The following is a 17786-nucleotide window of genomic DNA, read 5'->3' as shown; positions in this document are numbered from 1 at the left end:
AATGCTGAAAAATATCTCTCCGCTGATCTCACCTCAATTGCTCAAGACCTTGGCAGAGATGGGACACGGCGATGAAATCATTTTCTCCGATGCGCATTTTCCCGCTCATAGTATGGGGCCAAAGGTTATTCGAGCCGACGGATTAGCCGTTAGCGATTTACTGGCTGCCATCATTCCGCTATTTGAACTCGATAGCTACGCCCCGCCGTTGGTCATGATGGCTGCGGTTGAAGGCGATACGCTGGATGACAGCGTGGAGCAGCGCTATTTGCAGGCATTGTCGAGCCATGACCGCAGCGATCTTTCGGTTACTCGTATCGATCGCTTTGCGTTTTATGAGCGTGCCCAAAAGGCCTTTGCGATCGTCATCACAGGCGAGACGGCTAAATACGGGAATATACTGTTAAAAAAAGGGGTGACGCCTTAATCTCTTGCTCTGGATTTAACCATGCGCCAGCCATTAGGCCAGAACTCGGCGCATGGTTTTTCGTGAGAGGAGAGCCATCGTGAAAACAGATCGCCATCAGGCCATCGTAGAACTCATCCGACAGCATGAAACCCTGACAACCGAAGATCTTGCCGAGCTGCTGCACGTTAGCAAAGAGACGATCCGGCGCGATCTCAATACGCTGCAGGCACAAGGTAAGATCATCCGCCAACACGGTCGCGCCAAAAGTATAAAGCGCGATACGCAAGACAACGGCGATCCCTTCAGCGCTCGCTTGAAAAGCCATTTCACCAGCAAAGCCGATATCGCCCGCCAAACGCTTCCTTGGATCGATGCAGGAATGACGATTGCCCTTGATGCCAGCTCAACCTGCTGGTATTTGGCGAAACAGCTACCCGATATTGATATCACCGTGTTCACCAACAGCGTGCGTATTTGCCAAGAGCTATCGAAACGGGAACATATTCAGCTCATCAGCTCCGGTGGGCTGCTGCAGCGTAAATATGCATGCTATGTCAATCCAGCCATCCTTTCCCAGCTCAAAGAACTCGAAATCGATCTCTTTATCTTCTCGTGCGAGGGCATTGATAGAGAAGGCGTTTTATGGGATTCCAACAGCTACAACGCTGAATTTAAATCGCTGCTGCTTAAGCGTGCACTACAATCTTTATTGCTGATAGATAAAAGCAAAATGAACCGCACCAGTGAAATCAAGATTGGTGGTATTAGCGATGTAGTTCAGGTGATAACGAATTTAGAAACACCGGAAATTGACCCTTTATTGGAGGCCGAATATGAGGGCATCAGCCGTTAGTATGAAGTCTTACTTAAGCACGGATTAATCCAAAAATGCATGCGAACACTTGCCGGATGGGCATTATCTCCCTAGAGTTACGCCACTTTATGGCTTATCTGACAGGATTTTTAGGTATAACGCATTGGCTAAAACTATCCAACGAGAACACTATCTAGACTATATCCGCGCTACGCTCATGCTGTTGGGGATACCTTTCCATGTTTCACTGGTCTATTCAGCCCACCATTGGGTGGTGAATAGCACGCCTGAAAGCCTGACTCTCAGCTTATTTAATGATTTTATTCACGCCTTTCGCATGCAGGTCTTCTTTGTTATTTCAGGTTACTTTTCCTGCATGCTGTATCAGCGATACCCGCTTAAAAAATGGCTAAACATTCGCCTAACGCGCTTATTGATCCCCATGGCAACCGCGATGGTGCTGATCACGCTGCCCCAGTTCTGGTATATCCTGCATCACACGTCGGGGATCGGCGACTGGGATCAGGCTAATCTGTGGCAAAAAGCCAATATTTGCGTGTGGTATCTGATTTCACACCTTTGGTTTTTACTCACGCTAAGTTTGCTTACCGTCGTCAGCGCACCGCTGCTCAACGCCATCGTTAATCGCGGGCTTTGGAGCAAAGTATCACCCCACATGTTATTGCCAATTTTCATTACGTTAGGCGTGGTTTTTGCCGTTCTACACAAGCTTTGTGCAACGTTTATGCCCGACATTACCGGCTCAGCGTTATTTAACTTTTTAGTGGTTAATACATTGATGTATTTCCCATTTTATTTGCTAGGCGCTGTGGCATTCGTGCATATAAGGCATAAAGAAAACATCACGCGGGTGTCATTCAGCGATGGGCTGATTGCGGCGGCGTCGGTGGGATTATATTTGCTGAATGAAAATACACAGGTCTTCGCCCCGCTTCAGCTCAGCGTGCAATTTTGCCTGATTTTCATTATTGGCCTGACGATGACTAAAGTCGTGCTCACGCTAGGTCATCGCCTGTTGAACAGAGAGTCTCGCGGTGTCACCTATTTTGTTGGCGCATCGCTGTTTATCTATCTGGTTCATCATCCACTGACGATTATCTACGGCAGCCTGATGGAAAACGCGCATCCGAACCCATTCGTTGGATTCATTATTGGCATCACGCTGGTGGTATTAGGGTCGTTAGCGCTGTATGAAATACATCGTCGAGTGCCTCTGCTGCGCTACCTGTTTTCCGGTAAGCCACAGAAACCCGTGGTGAATTCAGTTAAATGATGAAATTTGCCAGCCGCTCTGGCTGGCAAATCATTTTGCAGGTTACGCCTTTGGCAGCTCTTTAATCAGCGCCTGACGCTGGTTGTCGAGCGTAGTAATGCGCGTGCAAACGTCTTTCCCGAAAGCTTTGAAGTCATCATCCTGTTTGCTCCACTCGGTACGGATCGCCTGCTGTAACCCACCCAGATTGCCCATAATGGCCTGTAACGGGTTATCAGACTTGGTAGCATTCGCAGCCTGTTTCAGCCCCATCTCATTGATGCTGTCTTGTAGAACGCCGCCCATGGTTTGGTTTACTAGATTCTGACCTTCCTGCTCAACTTTTGAAATGGCTTGGTGATGGAAGGTGTATCCATCGCTGCGCTTCTCTAGAATTTTTTGCATCTGCTCTTTGAGCTGAGAATCCAGTTTGGTCAGGCGGTTACGAATATTGCTGTCGCTACCCACCTGCTCAACGATCACTTTATCCAGAGAAACACGGGCTTTCTCCAAGCGTTGCTGAGCACCTTGATCGATCCACGGAAAATCAGTGCGAATACCCGATTGCAGATTCACCGCCTGCTGTTGCGCTTTAGCACTGAGCGCTACAGCTTTGCCATCGCGGGTCATATTGCCGTTTTTATCAATGGTAAGATTTCCGCTGGCACCCACGATCTGTACCTGCTGCGGATTAACAATGATGTCATCCTGCGGCTTAACGTTACATTCCCATGCTGCCTGTGCCTGCCACGCGGTTAGCATCAGCAGAGATAACCCTAATTTACGAATCATGCGTTCTTTCTCTCCTAAAAAATCGAGCGGCCAATGCGCTGTGCCAAGATTTCAAGCGCAGCGGTTCCCGCCAGTGAGTTACCCGAGGCATCCAGTTCTGGACACCAAACCGCGATACTCATTTCATGTGGAACAACGGCAATAATGCCACCGCCCACGCCTGACTTGCCGGGCATCCCGACACGATAGGCAAATTCGCCAGCGCCATCATACATACCGCTGGTTACCATCATGGCATTAATCTGGCGGTTCTGCCGCTCATTGATGAGAGGCTCATCCAGCGCAGGTGAATGCCCGTTATTGGCAAGATAGACAAAAGTACGCGCCAGTTCCATACAGCTCATTCTTAAAGCGCAGTAGTGGAAGTAGGTTTGCAGCACCGTAATTACGTCATTTTCGAAGTTGCCAAACGACTTCATCAGATACGCAATAGCCGCATTTCGATCTGAATGTTCAAACTCAGAGCGCGCAACACGAGCGTCATACACGATATCCGGCTCACCAGACAGCGCCCGTACCACTTCCAGCATACGCTGCTTAGGCGCGCTCAGACGCGACTGGAGCATATCGCACACCACCAGCGCACCTGCGTTAATAAAAGGGTTGCGCGGCTTCCCCTGCTCCAGCTCAAGCTGCAACAGCGAGTTAAACGGCTGACCAGACGGTTCTTTACCGACGCGCGCCCAGATATCCGACTCCGCATAGCGGCTCAGCGCCAAGGTCAAGCTCAATACTTTAGAAATCGACTGAATAGAAAAGCGCTCATCTGCGTCACCGGCTTGGTAGGTTTCGCCATCGACGGTACATACGGCAATCCCCAGCTTATTCGCAGGCACTTCAGCCAAAGCCGGGATATAGTCCGCCACTTTGCCCTGCCCAATCAAAGGGCGTACCTGAGCCAGAATATCTTCCAGCAGTTGATTACTCAGCTTAGTCGCCACACGCTACTCCACAATGCATCCAAAATACGTTCATAACGGGCGGGAGGATAAAGCAAATGCGCCGGAACGGAAAGGAGTAGCGGAGAGATAACGTGGATACAAAATAACTTTGCGAACAGCATTCCATAAGCTGTGGATCTCACTAGAAGATTAAAATGATCAGAGCTAGATTGCGCAAATTAACGCTATGGACAGAGAGTAAATCACATGGAATTTCTAGCGCTAAAACAGGGGGGCTTCACCCTGCATCTATGCCATTTCAGCATCCATAATCAACCGTTTACCTGTTTGTTTTCTTTGGTAGATCTTAATGATGCCAGCTACTTAATGTTTAGATCTGATGAGGTTGGTTTTTTATTGCAAGAACCTAGTTATGACGTCAAATTCGATCGCCAAGATAACTTTGAGTCTGGCCATTTTTATGCATCTCCGGTTTCACAAATAACGCGCTTTGGTTATCGAGAACTATTGGTGTTAGGCAAAATTCTCACGCGAATTATTGAACAGCATTATCAAACGTTTAATGCTAAATCCTATTTTGCCAACGCTGAAAATATACGCTTAAAACATTTCTACGATAGGCTTGTACGAAGAGGGGAAAATAGGTTAAATTTTGAACTCAATAACAATATTGGCCCTGGAGAACTCGGTTATGCTTTCAAGACCCCCAGTTTCAGAACTCAAAAAAATGACCGTACGTGAACGAAAGATTTTAGGTATGCAACTTGCCAAGCAAGCCTTCGATTTGGCAGTCAAAAACGATAAAATTGTGCGGATACCCTTCGCAAAACAATAAAAAACCCGCCGAAGCGGGTTTTTTTATACCTGTGGAAATCAATCCCACCAAACATCAAACAGATCGCTCACGACAACATTTTTCATGCCGTGTGCTTCCAGCCAGTCTTTAACCAGCTTCTGATGCTCTTCGGTGCACTGACCGATCTGCTGCAGGCAAATCAGACCTTCCCACGCCAGATAGCCACTGCCATCAAATGCCAGACCGTTTGGCTCAATCGCTTCATCGATGAATTTATCAACGGTAGTGTCGATAATGTCGATACCGGTGCCTTCTTCAAAGTTCCAGCTTACGCTGAAACCCAATTCCTGAAACTCATCGATATGCATCTTTTTACGCAAACGACGGCTGCGGTTTTTAGCCATTATTCTACCCTCTCAAACATCAAATCCCAGTTGCCATGCCCCAAACGCTGACCACGCAGTTCAAACTTCGTTAATGGACGCGAGTCCGGCCGAGGGACGTATGTATTATCGCTGGACAGGTTTTTGTAACCCGGTGCGTTGTTCATCACTTCCAGCATATGCTCGGCGTAGTTTTCCCAGTCAGTTGCCATATGGAAAACGCCGCCGATTTTTAACTTGCTCTTAATCTGCTGTGCAAACGGAGCCTGTACGATACGGCGCTTATGATGGCGCGCCTTATGCCATGGATCGGGGAAGAATAGCTGAACCATTGCCAGCGAATTCTCCGGGATCATCTCTTCCAATACTTCAATCGCATCATGGCACATCACGCGTAAATTGGTGATACCTGCTTCATGAGCTGCGGCTAAACATGCCCCCACGCCTGGCGAGTGGACTTCAATGCCGAGGAAGTTTTTCTCAGGATGCTGCTGCGCCATGGTAACCAATGACGCGCCCATACCAAAGCCGATTTCAAGCACGGTAGGCGCTTCACGGCCAAATAAAGCAACGAGATCCAGCGGTTGTGGCTGAAAATCTACGCCCATCACCGGCCAGAAGTTATCCAGCGCAAACTGCTGCCCTTTGGTCAGACGCCCTTGGCGGCGTACAAAACTGCGGATACGGCGCATAACGCGGCCGTTCTCATCAAATTCCGGTGATACAACGTCATTCATAGTGGTGCTTCATCTGCCTGAATGTGGATGTTTAACATAAAGTGAGCGCGCATTATGCAAAATTGGCCCGTTTTAACAAGTTTTGATTTTAACAGCTACTGGCAAGCTCTAGTCAGAAACTTTCATTAATTAGAGTTATTCGTTGAATAAAACACGTATTAATCATCGCTATTACATCACCATTTTAGCTATGGCCAACATCCTGTGAATAACAGGAAATCGCCTATTCGCACCAGCTTGAGAAAGATCCGGTTTACAGCAGGTAGGCTCTGTGCTGCAATCGCTGCCTATTTTTATCGGCCTCGCTTTCTTAACCAGCGCAGCCTATTGGGAACTTTTCACGCTTATGATGCTGGCGCAACAGTTCGCGCAGTCGGTGCTAACTTGGTACGACCGCTACGGACGTAAAACTTTGCCGTGGCAAAGTCCAAAAACACCTTATCAAGTATGGCTTTCAGAAGTCATGTTGCAACAAACACAGGTTGCGACGGTGATCCCCTATTTTCTGCGTTTTATGGAAAAATTCCCTGACGTGCGAGCGTTGGCCACAGCGCCTCAGGATGAGGTTTTACACCTGTGGACCGGTCTCGGCTACTATGCCCGTGGGCGTAATCTGCATAAAGCCGCGCAAACCATCGTTGAAAAGCACGGCGGTGAATTCCCAACCTCTTTTGAAGACGTATGCGCACTGCCTGGCGTTGGGCGTTCCACCGCAGGCGCGATCCTCTCTTTATCGCTTGGCCAGCATTACCCTATTTTAGACGGAAACGTAAAACGCGTATTGGCTCGCTGCTATGCGGTTGACGGTTGGCCGGGCAAAAAAGAGGTTGAAAACCGTCTGTGGCAAATCAGTGAGGAAGTCACTCCAGCCAAAGGCGTCAGCCAATTTAATCAGGCGATGATGGATTTAGGTGCAATAGTTTGTACGCGCAGCAAACCAAAATGCGAACTGTGCCCGCTGAGCGGCGGATGCATAGCTTACGCCAACAACAGTTGGAGCCAGTATCCGGGCAAGAAACCGAAACAGACCATTCCCGAACGAACCGGCTATTTCTTAATGATGCAAATAGGCGATAAGGTCTGGCTGGAGCAGCGTCCTAACGTTGGGCTATGGGGTGGCTTGTACTGTTTCCCACAGTTCACCAGCGAGGATGAATTACGCCAGCATGTCGAGTCTTTGGGCATGGGTCAGCCGAAGCTTCATCAGCTAACCTCATTTCGCCACACCTTTAGCCATTTTCATTTAGATATCGTGCCAATTTGGTTTGATATAACACAGCACAGTCACTGCATGGATGAAGGACCTGGACTCTGGTATAACTTAGCCCAGCCACCGTCTGTCGGTCTGGCAGCCCCCGTGGAACGTTTATTGCAGCAGCTGGCAAAAGAGCCCGTTGCTAAGTGAAAGTTATGACTTTCAATAAACTGAACCAGGCTCACCACATGAGGAATAATCATGAGTAGAACAATTTTTTGTACATTTCTGAACCAAGAGGCCGAAGGGCAGGATTTCCAGCTATATCCAGGTGAACTGGGTAAGCGCATCTATAACGAAATCTCTAAAGAGGCGTGGTCGCAGTGGATGTCGAAACAAACCATGCTCATCAACGAGAAAAAACTCAACATGATGAACCCTGACGACCGAAAACTGCTGGAACAGGAAATGGTGAAGTTCCTGTTTGAAGGCCACGACGTGCATATCGAAGGTTACACGCCGCCAAGTCAGTAAGCTTATTAATAAGTATATTGCGGGTTTAATAACGTTAAGCTCGCAATTTGAGACCCATTTTTCATCCAATATGGCTGTGAAGATGAAGAAAGTTTTAGCATTGATCCTGATCGCACCCTTGCTGATCTCTTGTTCTGGAAAGAAAAATACTCAGGACAGCGAAGCCTTTGTCAAAGATACCAATGGCTTCGATATTTTGATGGGACAGTTTGCCCATAACATTGAAAACATTTGGGGCATTAACGAGGTACTGATTGCGGGTCCAAAAGACTACGTAAAATATACCGACCGATACCTCACGCGTAGCCATATCAACTTTGACTCCGGCCAGATCACCATTGAAACCATCTCACCAACCGATCCCGCAGCCAGTTTAAAACAGGCGATCGTGAGCACTTTGCTGATGGGTGACGATCCGGGGTCTATCGATCTCTATTCTGATGTGAACGATATTCAGATCAGTAAAGAACCCTTCCTGTATGGACAGGTGCTAGATAATACCGGACAGCCGATTCGCTGGCAGGGGCGCGCCAGTAACTTTGCCGACTATCTGATCCAGCACAAGCTGATGAAACGTACGTCTGGCCTGCACGTCATTTACTCCGTGACCATTCAATTGGTGCCTAACCACTTGGATAAGCGTGCGCATAAATACCTTGGTATGGTGCGTAAAGCCTCAGAGAAATATGGCGTTGATGAGTCATTGATTCTGGCTATTATGCAAACCGAATCCAGCTTTAACCCGTATGCGGTAAGTGGCTCGGATGCGCTCGGCCTGATGCAGGTTGTTCAGCACACGGCGGGTAAAGACGTGTTTGTGCAAAAAGGAAAATGGGGTACACCAAGCCGTAGTTATCTGTTTGATCCAGAGAATAATATCGATACAGGTACAGCTTATCTGGCGATTTTGCAGAACAACTATTTGGGTGGTATTCAGAATCCAACCTCACGCCGCTATGCCGTTATTACCGCTTATAACGGCGGAGCAGGTAGCGTGCTGCGCGTGTTCTCTAGCGACCGTAACCGCGCGGTAAGTATCATCAACCAGTTAACCCCGGGTGATGTGTACGAAACGCTAACCAATAAGCATCCATCGGGCGAGTCTCGTCGTTATCTGAGCAAAGTTAACAACGCTCAGAAGAGCTATCGTCGCGGGAAGTAAGTTTTTGCATTAATTCCCACCCAGCCTCCCCCTTCGCGGGGGGAGGCTTAGATCGGACGAATGGCTAATACTTGAGCTAGAAATTAATCATGATGATGGTGATGTCCTTTCCCATCCTCATGCTGATGTTCATACTCTTCACCCGGCACAACCAGCAGTTTGCCGTAGCGAACGCCTCGTTCGGCAATCACCTTCTCGGCCAACCCTTTCACTTTTCCCGTCGCGCCTTTCAGCAAGGAAACTTCGAGGCAACTACCGTGATCGAGATGTACATGCAGGCTCGCAAGGGAGAGATCGTGGTGATCGTGAAAGCTTTTCGTTAGACGCTTAGAAAGCTCACGCGCTTCATGATCGTAAACGTAAAACAGCGCAGCCACACAGTTGCTGGTTTCATCGTTCGACGTTGGCGTTGCCGTAGCTTGCAGCCCCGCCCGCGCCAAATCTCGGATCGCCTCTGAGCGGTTTTGGTAATTACGTTCTTTAATGATGGCATCAATTTCTGCCATCAAATCGTCATCCAATGAAAGAGTGACTCGTTGCATAAAGTTAATTCCTGAAGCGGCATAATTCTTCAGAGTATGACATTGTTCCTATGCTGAAAAAAACGACCTCGGTCAGCTAATCCATCAACTCCAGCGGACCACCTTTGCTCAACGCGAGCTGATACGCTGGCCTTGCATGCAAACGCTTCAATAAGCCTCGCGCATGCGGCGCTTTATCTAAACCAGTACGGATATTCATCGCCTCAAGCGGAAAACTCATTTGTATATCAGCCAGACTAAAATGATCGCCTGCAAACCAGTTATTTTTGCTCAGATGATTTTCAATGAAACGAAGATGCGTCGCCAGTTGCTGATCGAGATACCCGCGCTGCACGCCTTTGCCAAGCAGGCTTCCAATTGGGCGAATCAGCCACGGAACCGGCGCTTTTCCCAAACGATTAAAAATCAGCTTCATCACTAATAACGGCATTAACGATCCTTCGGCATAGTGCAACCAATAACGGTATTGCATGCGTTCTGGTTTTTCTTGTGGCTTTAGCAGCGCCGAATGGTCATAGGTCTCTTGAAGATACTCAAGAATGGCGGCTGACTCCGCAATGGTCCACTCACCATCGGTCAGAACCGGAGCTTTGCCCAGCGGGTGAATTTTTTTCAGCGATTCAGGCGCCAGCATGGTCACTGGATCGCGTTGGTATTGCTCAATCTGGTAGGGTAAACCAAGCTCCTCGAGGGTCCAAAGCACACGGTGGGAACGCGAATTGTTAAGATGATGAACCGTAATCATTGGCTAACTCCGCTGGCTTATGTTTTCTAACTATAGCCAGCAGTGACGAAATCACACAGAAGATTATGAGCATGAGGAAAAACAAAGAGAGCCGCTAATGGGCTCTCTTCATGGGGTAAAACAAGTATTTAATAAGCTTGATTACAAACCACTATTAAACATTTTTGTCCTGCATTTCAAAGCGTGGAGAAATCAGGCCGTACAGTGTCCATCCTAAGAAGGTCACAATCGCACCGTACATCATGGCTTCTTCGCCAGATGAATAAAGCGCATAGAAGCTATACATAGCACCGATAAACGCGATGATATTCGCCATACGCGCCTTGCTAGGATTCACCTTCGCTACTTTCTGGATAATAACCAACGCCGCCATTGAAAGGATGTACGGAATAATGTTGGTCACCACCGCCAAGTTAACCAGCACGTTAAACTGTTTATTCAGCGACGGACTGATGGTCATCAAAGACAGCACGGTTTGGATGATCACGATAACGATCATGCCTTTTACCGGCGCTTCAGCTTTAGTCAATTTAGAGAAAACTTTAGGGAAATAGCCTTCATCCGCAGAGGATTTAAATACCTGCGCGATGGTGAACTGCCAACCCAGCAATGAACCTACGCAGGACATAATCATCAGAGCCATGATGATTTTACCCACGCCCGGCGTAAACATTTGGGCAAATGCCAAACCAAACGGCGCGGTTGAGTTAGCCAAATCCATGTTTGGCACAATACCTGCAATCACGTTGGTGGACACAATATAAATAACCGCTGCGCCTAACGTCCCGCCCAATACGGCGATAGGAACGTTGCGCTCAGGGTTCTCAACAACGTCGGTATTCGCACAGGCTGATTCTAAGCCCAAGAATGCCCATAACGTCATAGCAATAGAAGAACCGACGGCTTCAAATACAGGTAAATGATGCGGGTTCCATGATTGCACATACATGGTTGGGCTAAACCAGAACCAACCGATAATGGAAATCCCGACAACAGGAATGATGACGCCCCAAACGGTCACGCCGCTGATACGGCCTGTGATGCGTGCGCCACCGAAGTTAGCGATAGTCGCCAGCCACAGCACGCCAATAGTTGCGATACAAATTCCCAGTGGCGTTAGGTTCGCCCCCATTAATTCGGTACCGTAACCTACAGCCGAAATCGCGATTGCCACGTTAGCAATCAGCAGCGATACACCGTAGGTGTAGTTCGCCATAAAGTTGCCGGATTTGCCGAATGCATATTCAGCATACCCGCCCATACCGCCTGATTTACGGCTAAACATCCCGCACTTAGCAAATGCATAGGCCAAGGCCATCGACCCTAGCGCTGTCACCAGCCATGAAACGATGGAAAGCGTACCCACTTCCGCTAATTTGGTCGGCAACATGATGATCCCTGACCCCATCATGTTAACCGCTGTCAAAATTGTGAGCTGAACGACGCCCATTTTGTTACTGCCTTTAGACGTACTCATAAACAATCTCTCTTATGAAATCTATTGGCGGAGAGCTGGAAACGTCGCAACTCCCCGCTGTTTCTTTTATCGGAAAATCAGTTTCGGCCAGTACCCCTGCCGAGAAATGATTTCTAATTTATTGTTTAATAACATAACCATAAGCACGTTTACGTCCATCCTCGTCCTGTTGGATATAGACACCCTGTAGTTCAGGTGCGAACCCTGGCAGCAGGTTAATGCCCTCTTCCAATGCCAAGAAGTAACGCTGTACAGAACCGCCCCAGATTTCACCTGGGACTACGCACAGAACACCTGGAGGATAAGGAAGTGCGCCTTCAGCGGCGATGCGGCCTTCAACCTGATTGAGCGCAACCAGTTCAACGTTGCCACGGACAAACTCGATATTCGCCTGCTGTGGATTCATCACCACTTTCGGGAAGTGAGCTTTACGGAACATCTCTTTTTGCAGCTGTTTCACGTTATGGCTGACATACAGGTCATGCATTTCCTGACACAGCTGACGGATGGTGTAACCCTGATAACGTTCTTCGTAATTTTTGTAGATCGATGGCAGCACTTCTGACAGTGGCGCATCTTCTTCTAACAGGCGTTCAAAGCGAGCGATTTGTGCAACAAGATGCTGCATCTTCGCCATATCTTCCGCAGGCGTCATCAGGAACAGGATTGAGTTCAGGTCACATTTCTCTGGAACGATGCCATTCTCACGCAGGAAGTTGGCAAGAATAGTCGCTGGAACACCAAACTTATCGTATTCACCGGTTTGCACGTTGATACCCGGCGTGGTCAGCATCAGTTTGCATGGGTCCACAAAGTATTGATGCTCTGCGTAACCTTCAAATGAATGCCAACGTTCACCAGGAATGAAGTCGAAGAAGCGCAGATCGTTAGCCATTTCTTCGGTATCAAAGTCTTCCCATTTACGGCCATCGATGGTTGCAGGAACGAACGGACGAATGTGTTTGCAGAGTTTTAACAACAGCTTACGTGTTTCGATACCGACTTTAACGCAGTCCATCCACATACGTTTTCCGCTTTCGCCTTCGTGCATTTTGGCGTTCACATCAAGCGCAGCAAACAATGGATAGAACGGGCTGGTTGACGCATGCATCATGAAAGCATTGTTCATGCGTTTATGATTTACATAGCGATCTTGGCCTTTGATATGTTTATCTTTTTTGTGGATCTGTGAAGTCTGAGAGAAACCAGCTTGTTGTTTATGAACCGACTGAGTCACCAGAATGCCCGGATCGTTTTCATTCAGTTCCAACAGCAGAGGAGAGCAATCATTCATCATTGGAATGAACTGTTCGTAGCCTACCCATGCAGAGTCAAACAGGATGTAATCACACAGATGACCAATCTTATCGACAACCTGACGGGCGTTATAGATAGTGCCATCGTAGGTGCCTAACTGAATAACCGCTAAGCGGAATGGGCGTTTTTCTGAAGAGCGTTCTGGAGCCACTTCACGCACTAAATCGCGCAGGTATTTCTCTTCAAAACAGTGGGAATCAATACCACCGATAAAGCCAAACGGGTTACGCGCAGTTTCCAGATATACCGGCGTTGCACCCGCCTGAATTAGCGCACCGTGGTGGTTAGATTTATGGTTGTTACGGTCAAATAACACTAAATCACCCGGAGCCAACAGCGCATTCAGCACCACTTTGTTCGAAGATGAAGTGCCGTTTAATACGAAGTAGGTTTTATCAGCGTTAAAGACTTTGGCCGCATGCATCTGCGCGGTGCAAGGAGCGCCTTCATGGATAAGCAGGTCACCCATTGATACGTCAGCGTTACACAGGTCAGAACGGAATAATGTTTCACCAAAGTAATCAAAGAACTGACGGCCCGCAGGATGACGGCGGAAGAACTGGCCACCTTGATGCCCTGGGCAGTCAAATGCGGCGTTACCCTGCTGCACATATTCAACGAGGCTACCAAAGAAAGGAGGTAAAACGTCTTTCTCATATTTAACCGCAGCAGCCTCAAGCTGTTTACCGTAGAAATCAACGTTGCCATCACACAGCTCAAACACGCCAGTGACACGCGGCAGTACTTCTGCTGGCAATTCTTCTTCGCAGCAAACGGCGACAAAAACAGGAATACCGAAACCGGTTTGTTCAATCGTATCCAGCGTGCCTGAAACCGCATCTTCAACGGAAATAACGGCAGCAGAAACATCAGTAAAATTAGTATTATTAATATCTACAGTTTCACGTTCGGTACTAAAGCATTCAGAGGTGTTGTTATTAACTGCTATTTTTAGTTTTTCCATTTTATTTATGGTCTCTTATTTTATTAATAGTCATGAATTTAGGGTAAAGCATAGTCGTCAGATATTCCCCTTAGGGATCCGATGCGTAATTATTTTTTAAAGGCAATATTACCCCGCAATAATTCAGGTTATTGAATTACTGGAATAGGTAGATAAATGCCAGGTGGCTAAGCCACCAGATTGGCGCATGAGTTTATTGGGATAGTCAAAATCCGCTTACCGAATGATGGACAAAACTAGATTATTCAGCTAGATACTAGATTTACCAACGAATGAGATCGGGCAAGCATGACGATCCGCAACAACGGACGCCGTAGGAGGGGGGATTATTTAGAGTTGAAAAGGTGAAAATCAAAGCAGCTACGATGGGCCATCATCATAAGATGCGTGACGCGTCGGATATGCGGCATAGCTTTATTGTTATTTTCCATTTCCTATTTCCTCTTTATGTGGAAACCGAGGACATTGTAACCTGTGCGATTATGTAAACCGTGATATTTATCACTATTACGAGGTATATAATAAATAAAAAAATATTATTGTCCAGCCTTGAATGCATATTTAAGCATCGCTAATAGTTAGTAATATGTAACGAATTGCTTTTATCTGTATTATTAAAATAAATCCTATCATTAAAGAAATTCGGCAACATTGAATTTTTGAGTTTGTACAAATAATGCGGTTTTATTATAAATTGATACGAAATTGTAAAAAATATGTTTTGTAATTAACCGTGCTAAAAAATTTAATATGATTTTTTAATTAAAAAAAACGCTTAAAAATTCACTTTATAGATTAAAAACACAACCTTTATAATTTTAAGTTATGATTTTTATCTGTCAGGATCTGCACTTCATCGCGATGAATGCGTCATTATTGAGCGCTTAAACCATGAAAGTGATAAATTTATTGACGCGGCGGCGCTAATACGTTTTAATGCGCCCCGTTGCCCGGATAGCTCAGTCGGTAGAGCAGGGGATTGAAAATCCCCGTGTCCTTGGTTCGATTCCGAGTCCGGGCACCACTATTTAAAGAAACCAGCCTAAGGGCTGGTTTTTTGCTTTCTGGCATACGGACTCTTCATCGAACTTCGTTCGATAATTCGCCGCCAGCGGCTCACCCAGCGGGCCAACGCCGTACCAAAGCATTTGCCAGCGAGGAGGAAGACCATCCAGTCTTACGCGAAACCGCCGCCAGTGAAGTCCCCTGCATTTTCAGTACAGTGATAATGTCGGCAAAATGCCAGTCCGGTTGCATCAAACCGCCACCTCATCGATAAACTTCACGCCTTCAGATGTGCGGATCCAGCGCGGCGCTCTGAGTTCGTCGGCAAACTCACCAGCTCAAAAAGTAATCCGGTGAGCTATTTTTCTTCATCAGCATCAAAAGTGTATTTGATGAGTAGTGCATAGGTCAGCAATCTGACCGTTCTGCCATTGCCGTTACCAAATGGGTGTATCCAGCCAAATCGATGATGCACCAGCGCAACTTTCATCAGATCGTATTTTGGTTTATCTACGATCCAGTGGACTGCGTTTTGCCCGCTGAGATGAACTTAATCTGAAAGCGCATATCTGGAGCGTCCCTGCCCGGCGCAAGCCAGTTATCCTCGCGTCCCAGAAAACTCTTTTACGGTACGTCCTGCGTCTGCGGAGACGTCAAGGCGGCAATGATCTGGTTTTCGATGAATCAGGTTTTTCGAATAGCGATTTTATTAGGAAGATATAATCAGTCGGTAAGAAAATCTTTGGAAGTGAATAGCACCATTTATTGCGATACATACAGTGGTACTGATAGTACAACGAGGATATAATCAGCTAAACGAAAAAATAGCGAGAAATAATAAAGTGTTTACAAGTAAACTGCTATGGATTGCAATTTTTATTTTTGGTGTTGTACCACCAGTAATAATTCTTATTTTGTATGATTATTCAGTTAGTGGAGAATATTTTAGCCTCCTATCTAAAGGAATAAATATCAGCCTTTCAAAAAAGTCTGGCGACTGGTCTAATTTTGGTTCACTTTTATCGGGTGTATTCACTCTTTTGAGTGCAATAGCCTCTCTGGCTACATTGATCTTCCTACTACAACAACAAAAGAAAAATGATCAAGAACGTTCTGAACAACTTCGGATTCAAAAAGAGATTCAAAAAGAGATTCAAAAAGAGATTCAAGATAAAAACAATCTTCATCTTGAAGCAAAAAAGGAATTAATGAAATTTGAAATGTATAAAACCCACAAGGAAATGTTCGATGACGTACTAAATAAAATAGAGATAGCAAGCTCAGGGTTCAAATTTAAAGATAGAAATTCATTGTATAATAAAATATTCACAAATAATAGTTTTTTTAACATTGAAATAAAAGTAGAAATACAGTCAAATTTATTTCTTGATGTTATAAAAAAAAGATATCTACGTCTTCTAGAAAACGTGAAAAATAACTGGGGAATTGACAATAATGACTCTAAAATATTCTCTTATATATATGAATTTAAGCTCATCAATGATGAACTTGGTTTAGAATCTGTAGAAGAACCGAAGAGTTGGGATTTTTTATATGCTGGCAGACCAATTGGACTTAATGCATTAACTCCATGGGTCTCTTTTTTGACTTACCATAATATGATAAGTGATATCTTATCCTTTACCGGAAATGGTAGATTGCAAGATAAAATCATTTCAGACTGGGGAGAAATCATCTTTGAATCCATATCAAAAATAACATTACCTTTTGATTCAAATGATGTTATTACATATAAAAACTTTGGCTTACTGTGCCCTTACAATGAACTTGGCTCCTTAACAAACCTCATAGAACTTTATGAAATCTGCAAGAAAAATCGTAGGGTAGACCCCACGAGACTTCAATGTACCTATACACATATCATCTCTTCATACAGCCCATCTATTATTTACGAAAGGTTCCCTCGTAATATTAATGATGTATACAGAAAAGCACTAGATATATATAATTGTGAGTTAGCGAAAATATAGATTCTTAATCTGATTAGTGGATTCATCCAGAAATATAATTACATCATAATAATATTTTCCCCTGAAGCAAGGTCAGGATAAAATTAGAGAGTCGATACTGAAAAAGGAAATAAATAACATTATGATTATCGTTTACTAGATTTGCTTTATTAATATTAAAAACTGATTTCTATCATTTAATATTGACTCTTATCTGATAGTCATCCAGTCTTCCTTCAAGATCAGAAATTAGGTACTCAATAGTTTTTGAAACCTCCTCGTGACTATTAAATTCATCAGGAACACCTTCCATATATAGGGCTTGTATTATGTCGTTTTTAAAGGGATAAACGCCTCTGAGTTAGTCGCCATAAACACTAATCATTTTTTTGAACAATTTTCACCTAACATAGCTAACTTTCGTTTTCGAACCAATCTTTTTAACTACCCGCCAGCTTTACTTTTAGTATCCTATCTAAATAGCCCATTCATATTTTTATGCTCACAGGCAAAACATCAATTTCAAATTGATAAACTCCCCACCAAATCCCCCAGCGTCATCGGCGATGGCTCACAGATAAAAATTCCCGCGCCTCATTAGATAACGCGTGCACCAACATGCCACGAATACCGATGGTCTCCGCGGCCTGAATTACTCCGAGTCCGGGCACCACTATTTAAAGAAACCAGCCCTATGGCTAACATCGTTTGTTTAAGAAATCGAGATACTCGGCATAACACGCTGCTGGGCGCTTAGGCGGCTTACGCC

At 45.7% G+C, this 17786-nt stretch carries 17 protein-coding genes, 1 tRNA gene and 3 pseudogenes; 9 read left to right on the top strand and 12 right to left on the bottom strand.

What is annotated here, in order from left to right; genetic code table 11:
• The first annotated feature begins 1 nt into the window (after nt 1).
• The 3 genes from fucU to mdoC all read left to right on the top strand — a co-directional run bounded on the left by fucU (nt 2) and on the right by mdoC (nt 2517).
• A complete protein-coding gene (gene fucU, locus AB3Y96_RS02080; protein WP_367298378.1) occupies nt 2–427 on the top strand; it encodes an L-fucose mutarotase in 426 nt (141 codons plus the stop codon).
• Between the two features lie 79 nt (nt 428–506).
• A complete protein-coding gene (gene fucR, locus AB3Y96_RS02075) occupies nt 507–1262 on the top strand; it encodes an L-fucose operon activator (protein WP_072307885.1) in 756 nt (251 codons plus the stop codon).
• A 124-nt stretch (nt 1263–1386) separates the two neighbouring features.
• Nucleotides 1387–2517, top strand: a complete 1131-nt coding sequence (gene mdoC / locus AB3Y96_RS02070) for a glucans biosynthesis protein MdoC (RefSeq protein WP_367298377.1) — start codon at nt 1387–1389, stop codon at nt 2515–2517.
• 42 nt (nt 2518–2559) lie between these two features.
• On the opposite strand, the gene AB3Y96_RS02065 is transcribed toward mdoC, so the two are convergent.
• Together AB3Y96_RS02065 and glsB are read right to left on the bottom strand one after the other, a co-directional pair.
• Entirely contained in the window at nt 2560–3288 is a 729-nt protein-coding gene (locus tag AB3Y96_RS02065; protein WP_367298376.1) for a DUF2884 domain-containing protein, read from the bottom strand.
• A 14-nt stretch (nt 3289–3302) separates the two neighbouring features.
• Nucleotides 3303–4229 (bottom strand): glutaminase B, encoded by a 927-nt coding sequence (gene glsB / locus AB3Y96_RS02060; RefSeq protein ID WP_072307888.1) that lies wholly within the window; start codon nt 4227–4229, stop codon nt 3303–3305.
• A gap of 207 nt (nt 4230–4436) precedes the next feature.
• On the opposite strand from glsB, the gene AB3Y96_RS02055 reads away from it, so the two are divergent.
• Nucleotides 4437–4931, top strand: a complete 495-nt coding sequence (locus AB3Y96_RS02055) for a hypothetical protein (RefSeq protein WP_367298375.1) — start codon at nt 4437–4439, stop codon at nt 4929–4931.
• A gap of 132 nt (nt 4932–5063) precedes the next feature.
• On the opposite strand, the gene AB3Y96_RS02050 is transcribed toward AB3Y96_RS02055, so the two are convergent.
• Together AB3Y96_RS02050 and trmB are read right to left on the bottom strand one after the other, a co-directional pair.
• Nucleotides 5064–5390 (bottom strand): YggL family protein, encoded by a 327-nt coding sequence (locus tag AB3Y96_RS02050; protein WP_025798599.1) that lies wholly within the window; start codon nt 5388–5390, stop codon nt 5064–5066.
• The gene (gene trmB / locus AB3Y96_RS02045; protein ID WP_072307890.1) at nt 5390–6106 is read right to left on the bottom strand and encodes a tRNA (guanosine(46)-N7)-methyltransferase TrmB; all 717 of its coding nucleotides are present in this window, start codon (nt 6104–6106) and stop codon (nt 5390–5392) included. Before trmB ends, AB3Y96_RS02050 begins: the two co-directional genes overlap by 1 nt.
• Before the next feature lie 346 nt (nt 6107–6452).
• On the opposite strand from trmB, the gene mutY reads away from it, so the two are divergent.
• The 3 genes from mutY (at nt 6453) to mltC (ending at nt 8997) form a co-directional block, all read left to right on the top strand.
• The gene (gene mutY, locus AB3Y96_RS02040; protein ID WP_367300266.1) at nt 6453–7511 is read left to right on the top strand and encodes an A/G-specific adenine glycosylase; all 1059 of its coding nucleotides are present in this window, start codon (nt 6453–6455) and stop codon (nt 7509–7511) included.
• Between the two features lie 51 nt (nt 7512–7562).
• The gene (locus AB3Y96_RS02035; RefSeq protein ID WP_025798592.1) at nt 7563–7835 is read left to right on the top strand and encodes an oxidative damage protection protein; all 273 of its coding nucleotides are present in this window, start codon (nt 7563–7565) and stop codon (nt 7833–7835) included.
• 82 nt (nt 7836–7917) lie between these two features.
• Complete coding sequence (mltC, locus tag AB3Y96_RS02030; protein ID WP_072307891.1) at nt 7918–8997, top strand: membrane-bound lytic murein transglycosylase MltC; 1080 nt, start codon at nt 7918–7920, stop codon at nt 8995–8997.
• 83 nt (nt 8998–9080) lie between these two features.
• Here the strand turns inward: mltC and nikR are convergent, their stop codons facing one another.
• The 5 genes from nikR to speFL form a co-directional block, all read right to left on the bottom strand.
• Nucleotides 9081–9539 carry a nickel-responsive transcriptional regulator NikR gene (gene nikR, locus AB3Y96_RS02025; protein WP_367298374.1) on the bottom strand — a complete coding sequence of 153 codons (459 nt, stop codon included), beginning with the start codon at nt 9537–9539 and terminating at the stop codon, nt 9081–9083.
• A 76-nt stretch (nt 9540–9615) separates the two neighbouring features.
• The gene (locus tag AB3Y96_RS02020) at nt 9616–10284 is read right to left on the bottom strand and encodes a glutathione S-transferase family protein (protein ID WP_072307893.1); all 669 of its coding nucleotides are present in this window, start codon (nt 10282–10284) and stop codon (nt 9616–9618) included.
• 154 nt (nt 10285–10438) lie between these two features.
• Nucleotides 10439–11761, bottom strand: coding sequence for a putrescine-ornithine antiporter (gene potE / locus AB3Y96_RS02015; protein ID WP_063585968.1), 1323 nt, complete (start codon nt 11759–11761; stop codon nt 10439–10441).
• A gap of 118 nt (nt 11762–11879) precedes the next feature.
• Nucleotides 11880–14042 carry an ornithine decarboxylase SpeF gene (gene speF / locus AB3Y96_RS02010; RefSeq protein ID WP_072307895.1) on the bottom strand — a complete coding sequence of 721 codons (2163 nt, stop codon included), beginning with the start codon at nt 14040–14042 and terminating at the stop codon, nt 11880–11882.
• Between the two features lie 326 nt (nt 14043–14368).
• Nucleotides 14369–14473 (bottom strand): leader peptide SpeFL, encoded by a 105-nt coding sequence (gene speFL, locus AB3Y96_RS02005; protein WP_016361109.1) that lies wholly within the window; start codon nt 14471–14473, stop codon nt 14369–14371.
• 517 nt (nt 14474–14990) lie between these two features.
• Between speFL and AB3Y96_RS02000 the strand changes: the two genes are divergently transcribed.
• A tRNA-Phe gene (locus AB3Y96_RS02000) sits at nt 14991–15066 on the top strand.
• 95 nt (nt 15067–15161) lie between these two features.
• On the opposite strand, the pseudogene AB3Y96_RS01995 reads toward AB3Y96_RS02000, so the two are convergent.
• Nucleotides 15162–15299: pseudogene (locus AB3Y96_RS01995) on the bottom strand (transcriptional regulator); the annotation flags it as partial.
• 124 nt (nt 15300–15423) lie between these two features.
• Nucleotides 15424–15558, bottom strand: a pseudogene (locus AB3Y96_RS01990) (Fic family protein); the annotation flags it as partial.
• Between the two features lie 331 nt (nt 15559–15889).
• Between AB3Y96_RS01990 and AB3Y96_RS01985 the strand changes: the two are divergent.
• Entirely contained in the window at nt 15890–17038 is a 1149-nt protein-coding gene (locus AB3Y96_RS01985; protein WP_367298373.1) for a hypothetical protein, read from the top strand.
• 560 nt (nt 17039–17598) lie between these two features.
• On the opposite strand, the pseudogene AB3Y96_RS01980 reads toward AB3Y96_RS01985, so the two are convergent.
• Nucleotides 17599–17682 (bottom strand): annotated as a pseudogene (locus AB3Y96_RS01980) (GNAT family N-acetyltransferase); the annotation flags it as partial.
• Nucleotides 17683–17786: the final 104 nt, after the last annotated feature.

Origin of the sequence: Hafnia alvei, assembly GCF_964063325.1 — a bacterium.
GTDB lineage: Bacteria > Pseudomonadota > Gammaproteobacteria > Enterobacterales > Enterobacteriaceae > Hafnia > Hafnia alvei_B.
This window is presented reverse-complemented; position numbering and strand designations above follow the sequence as displayed.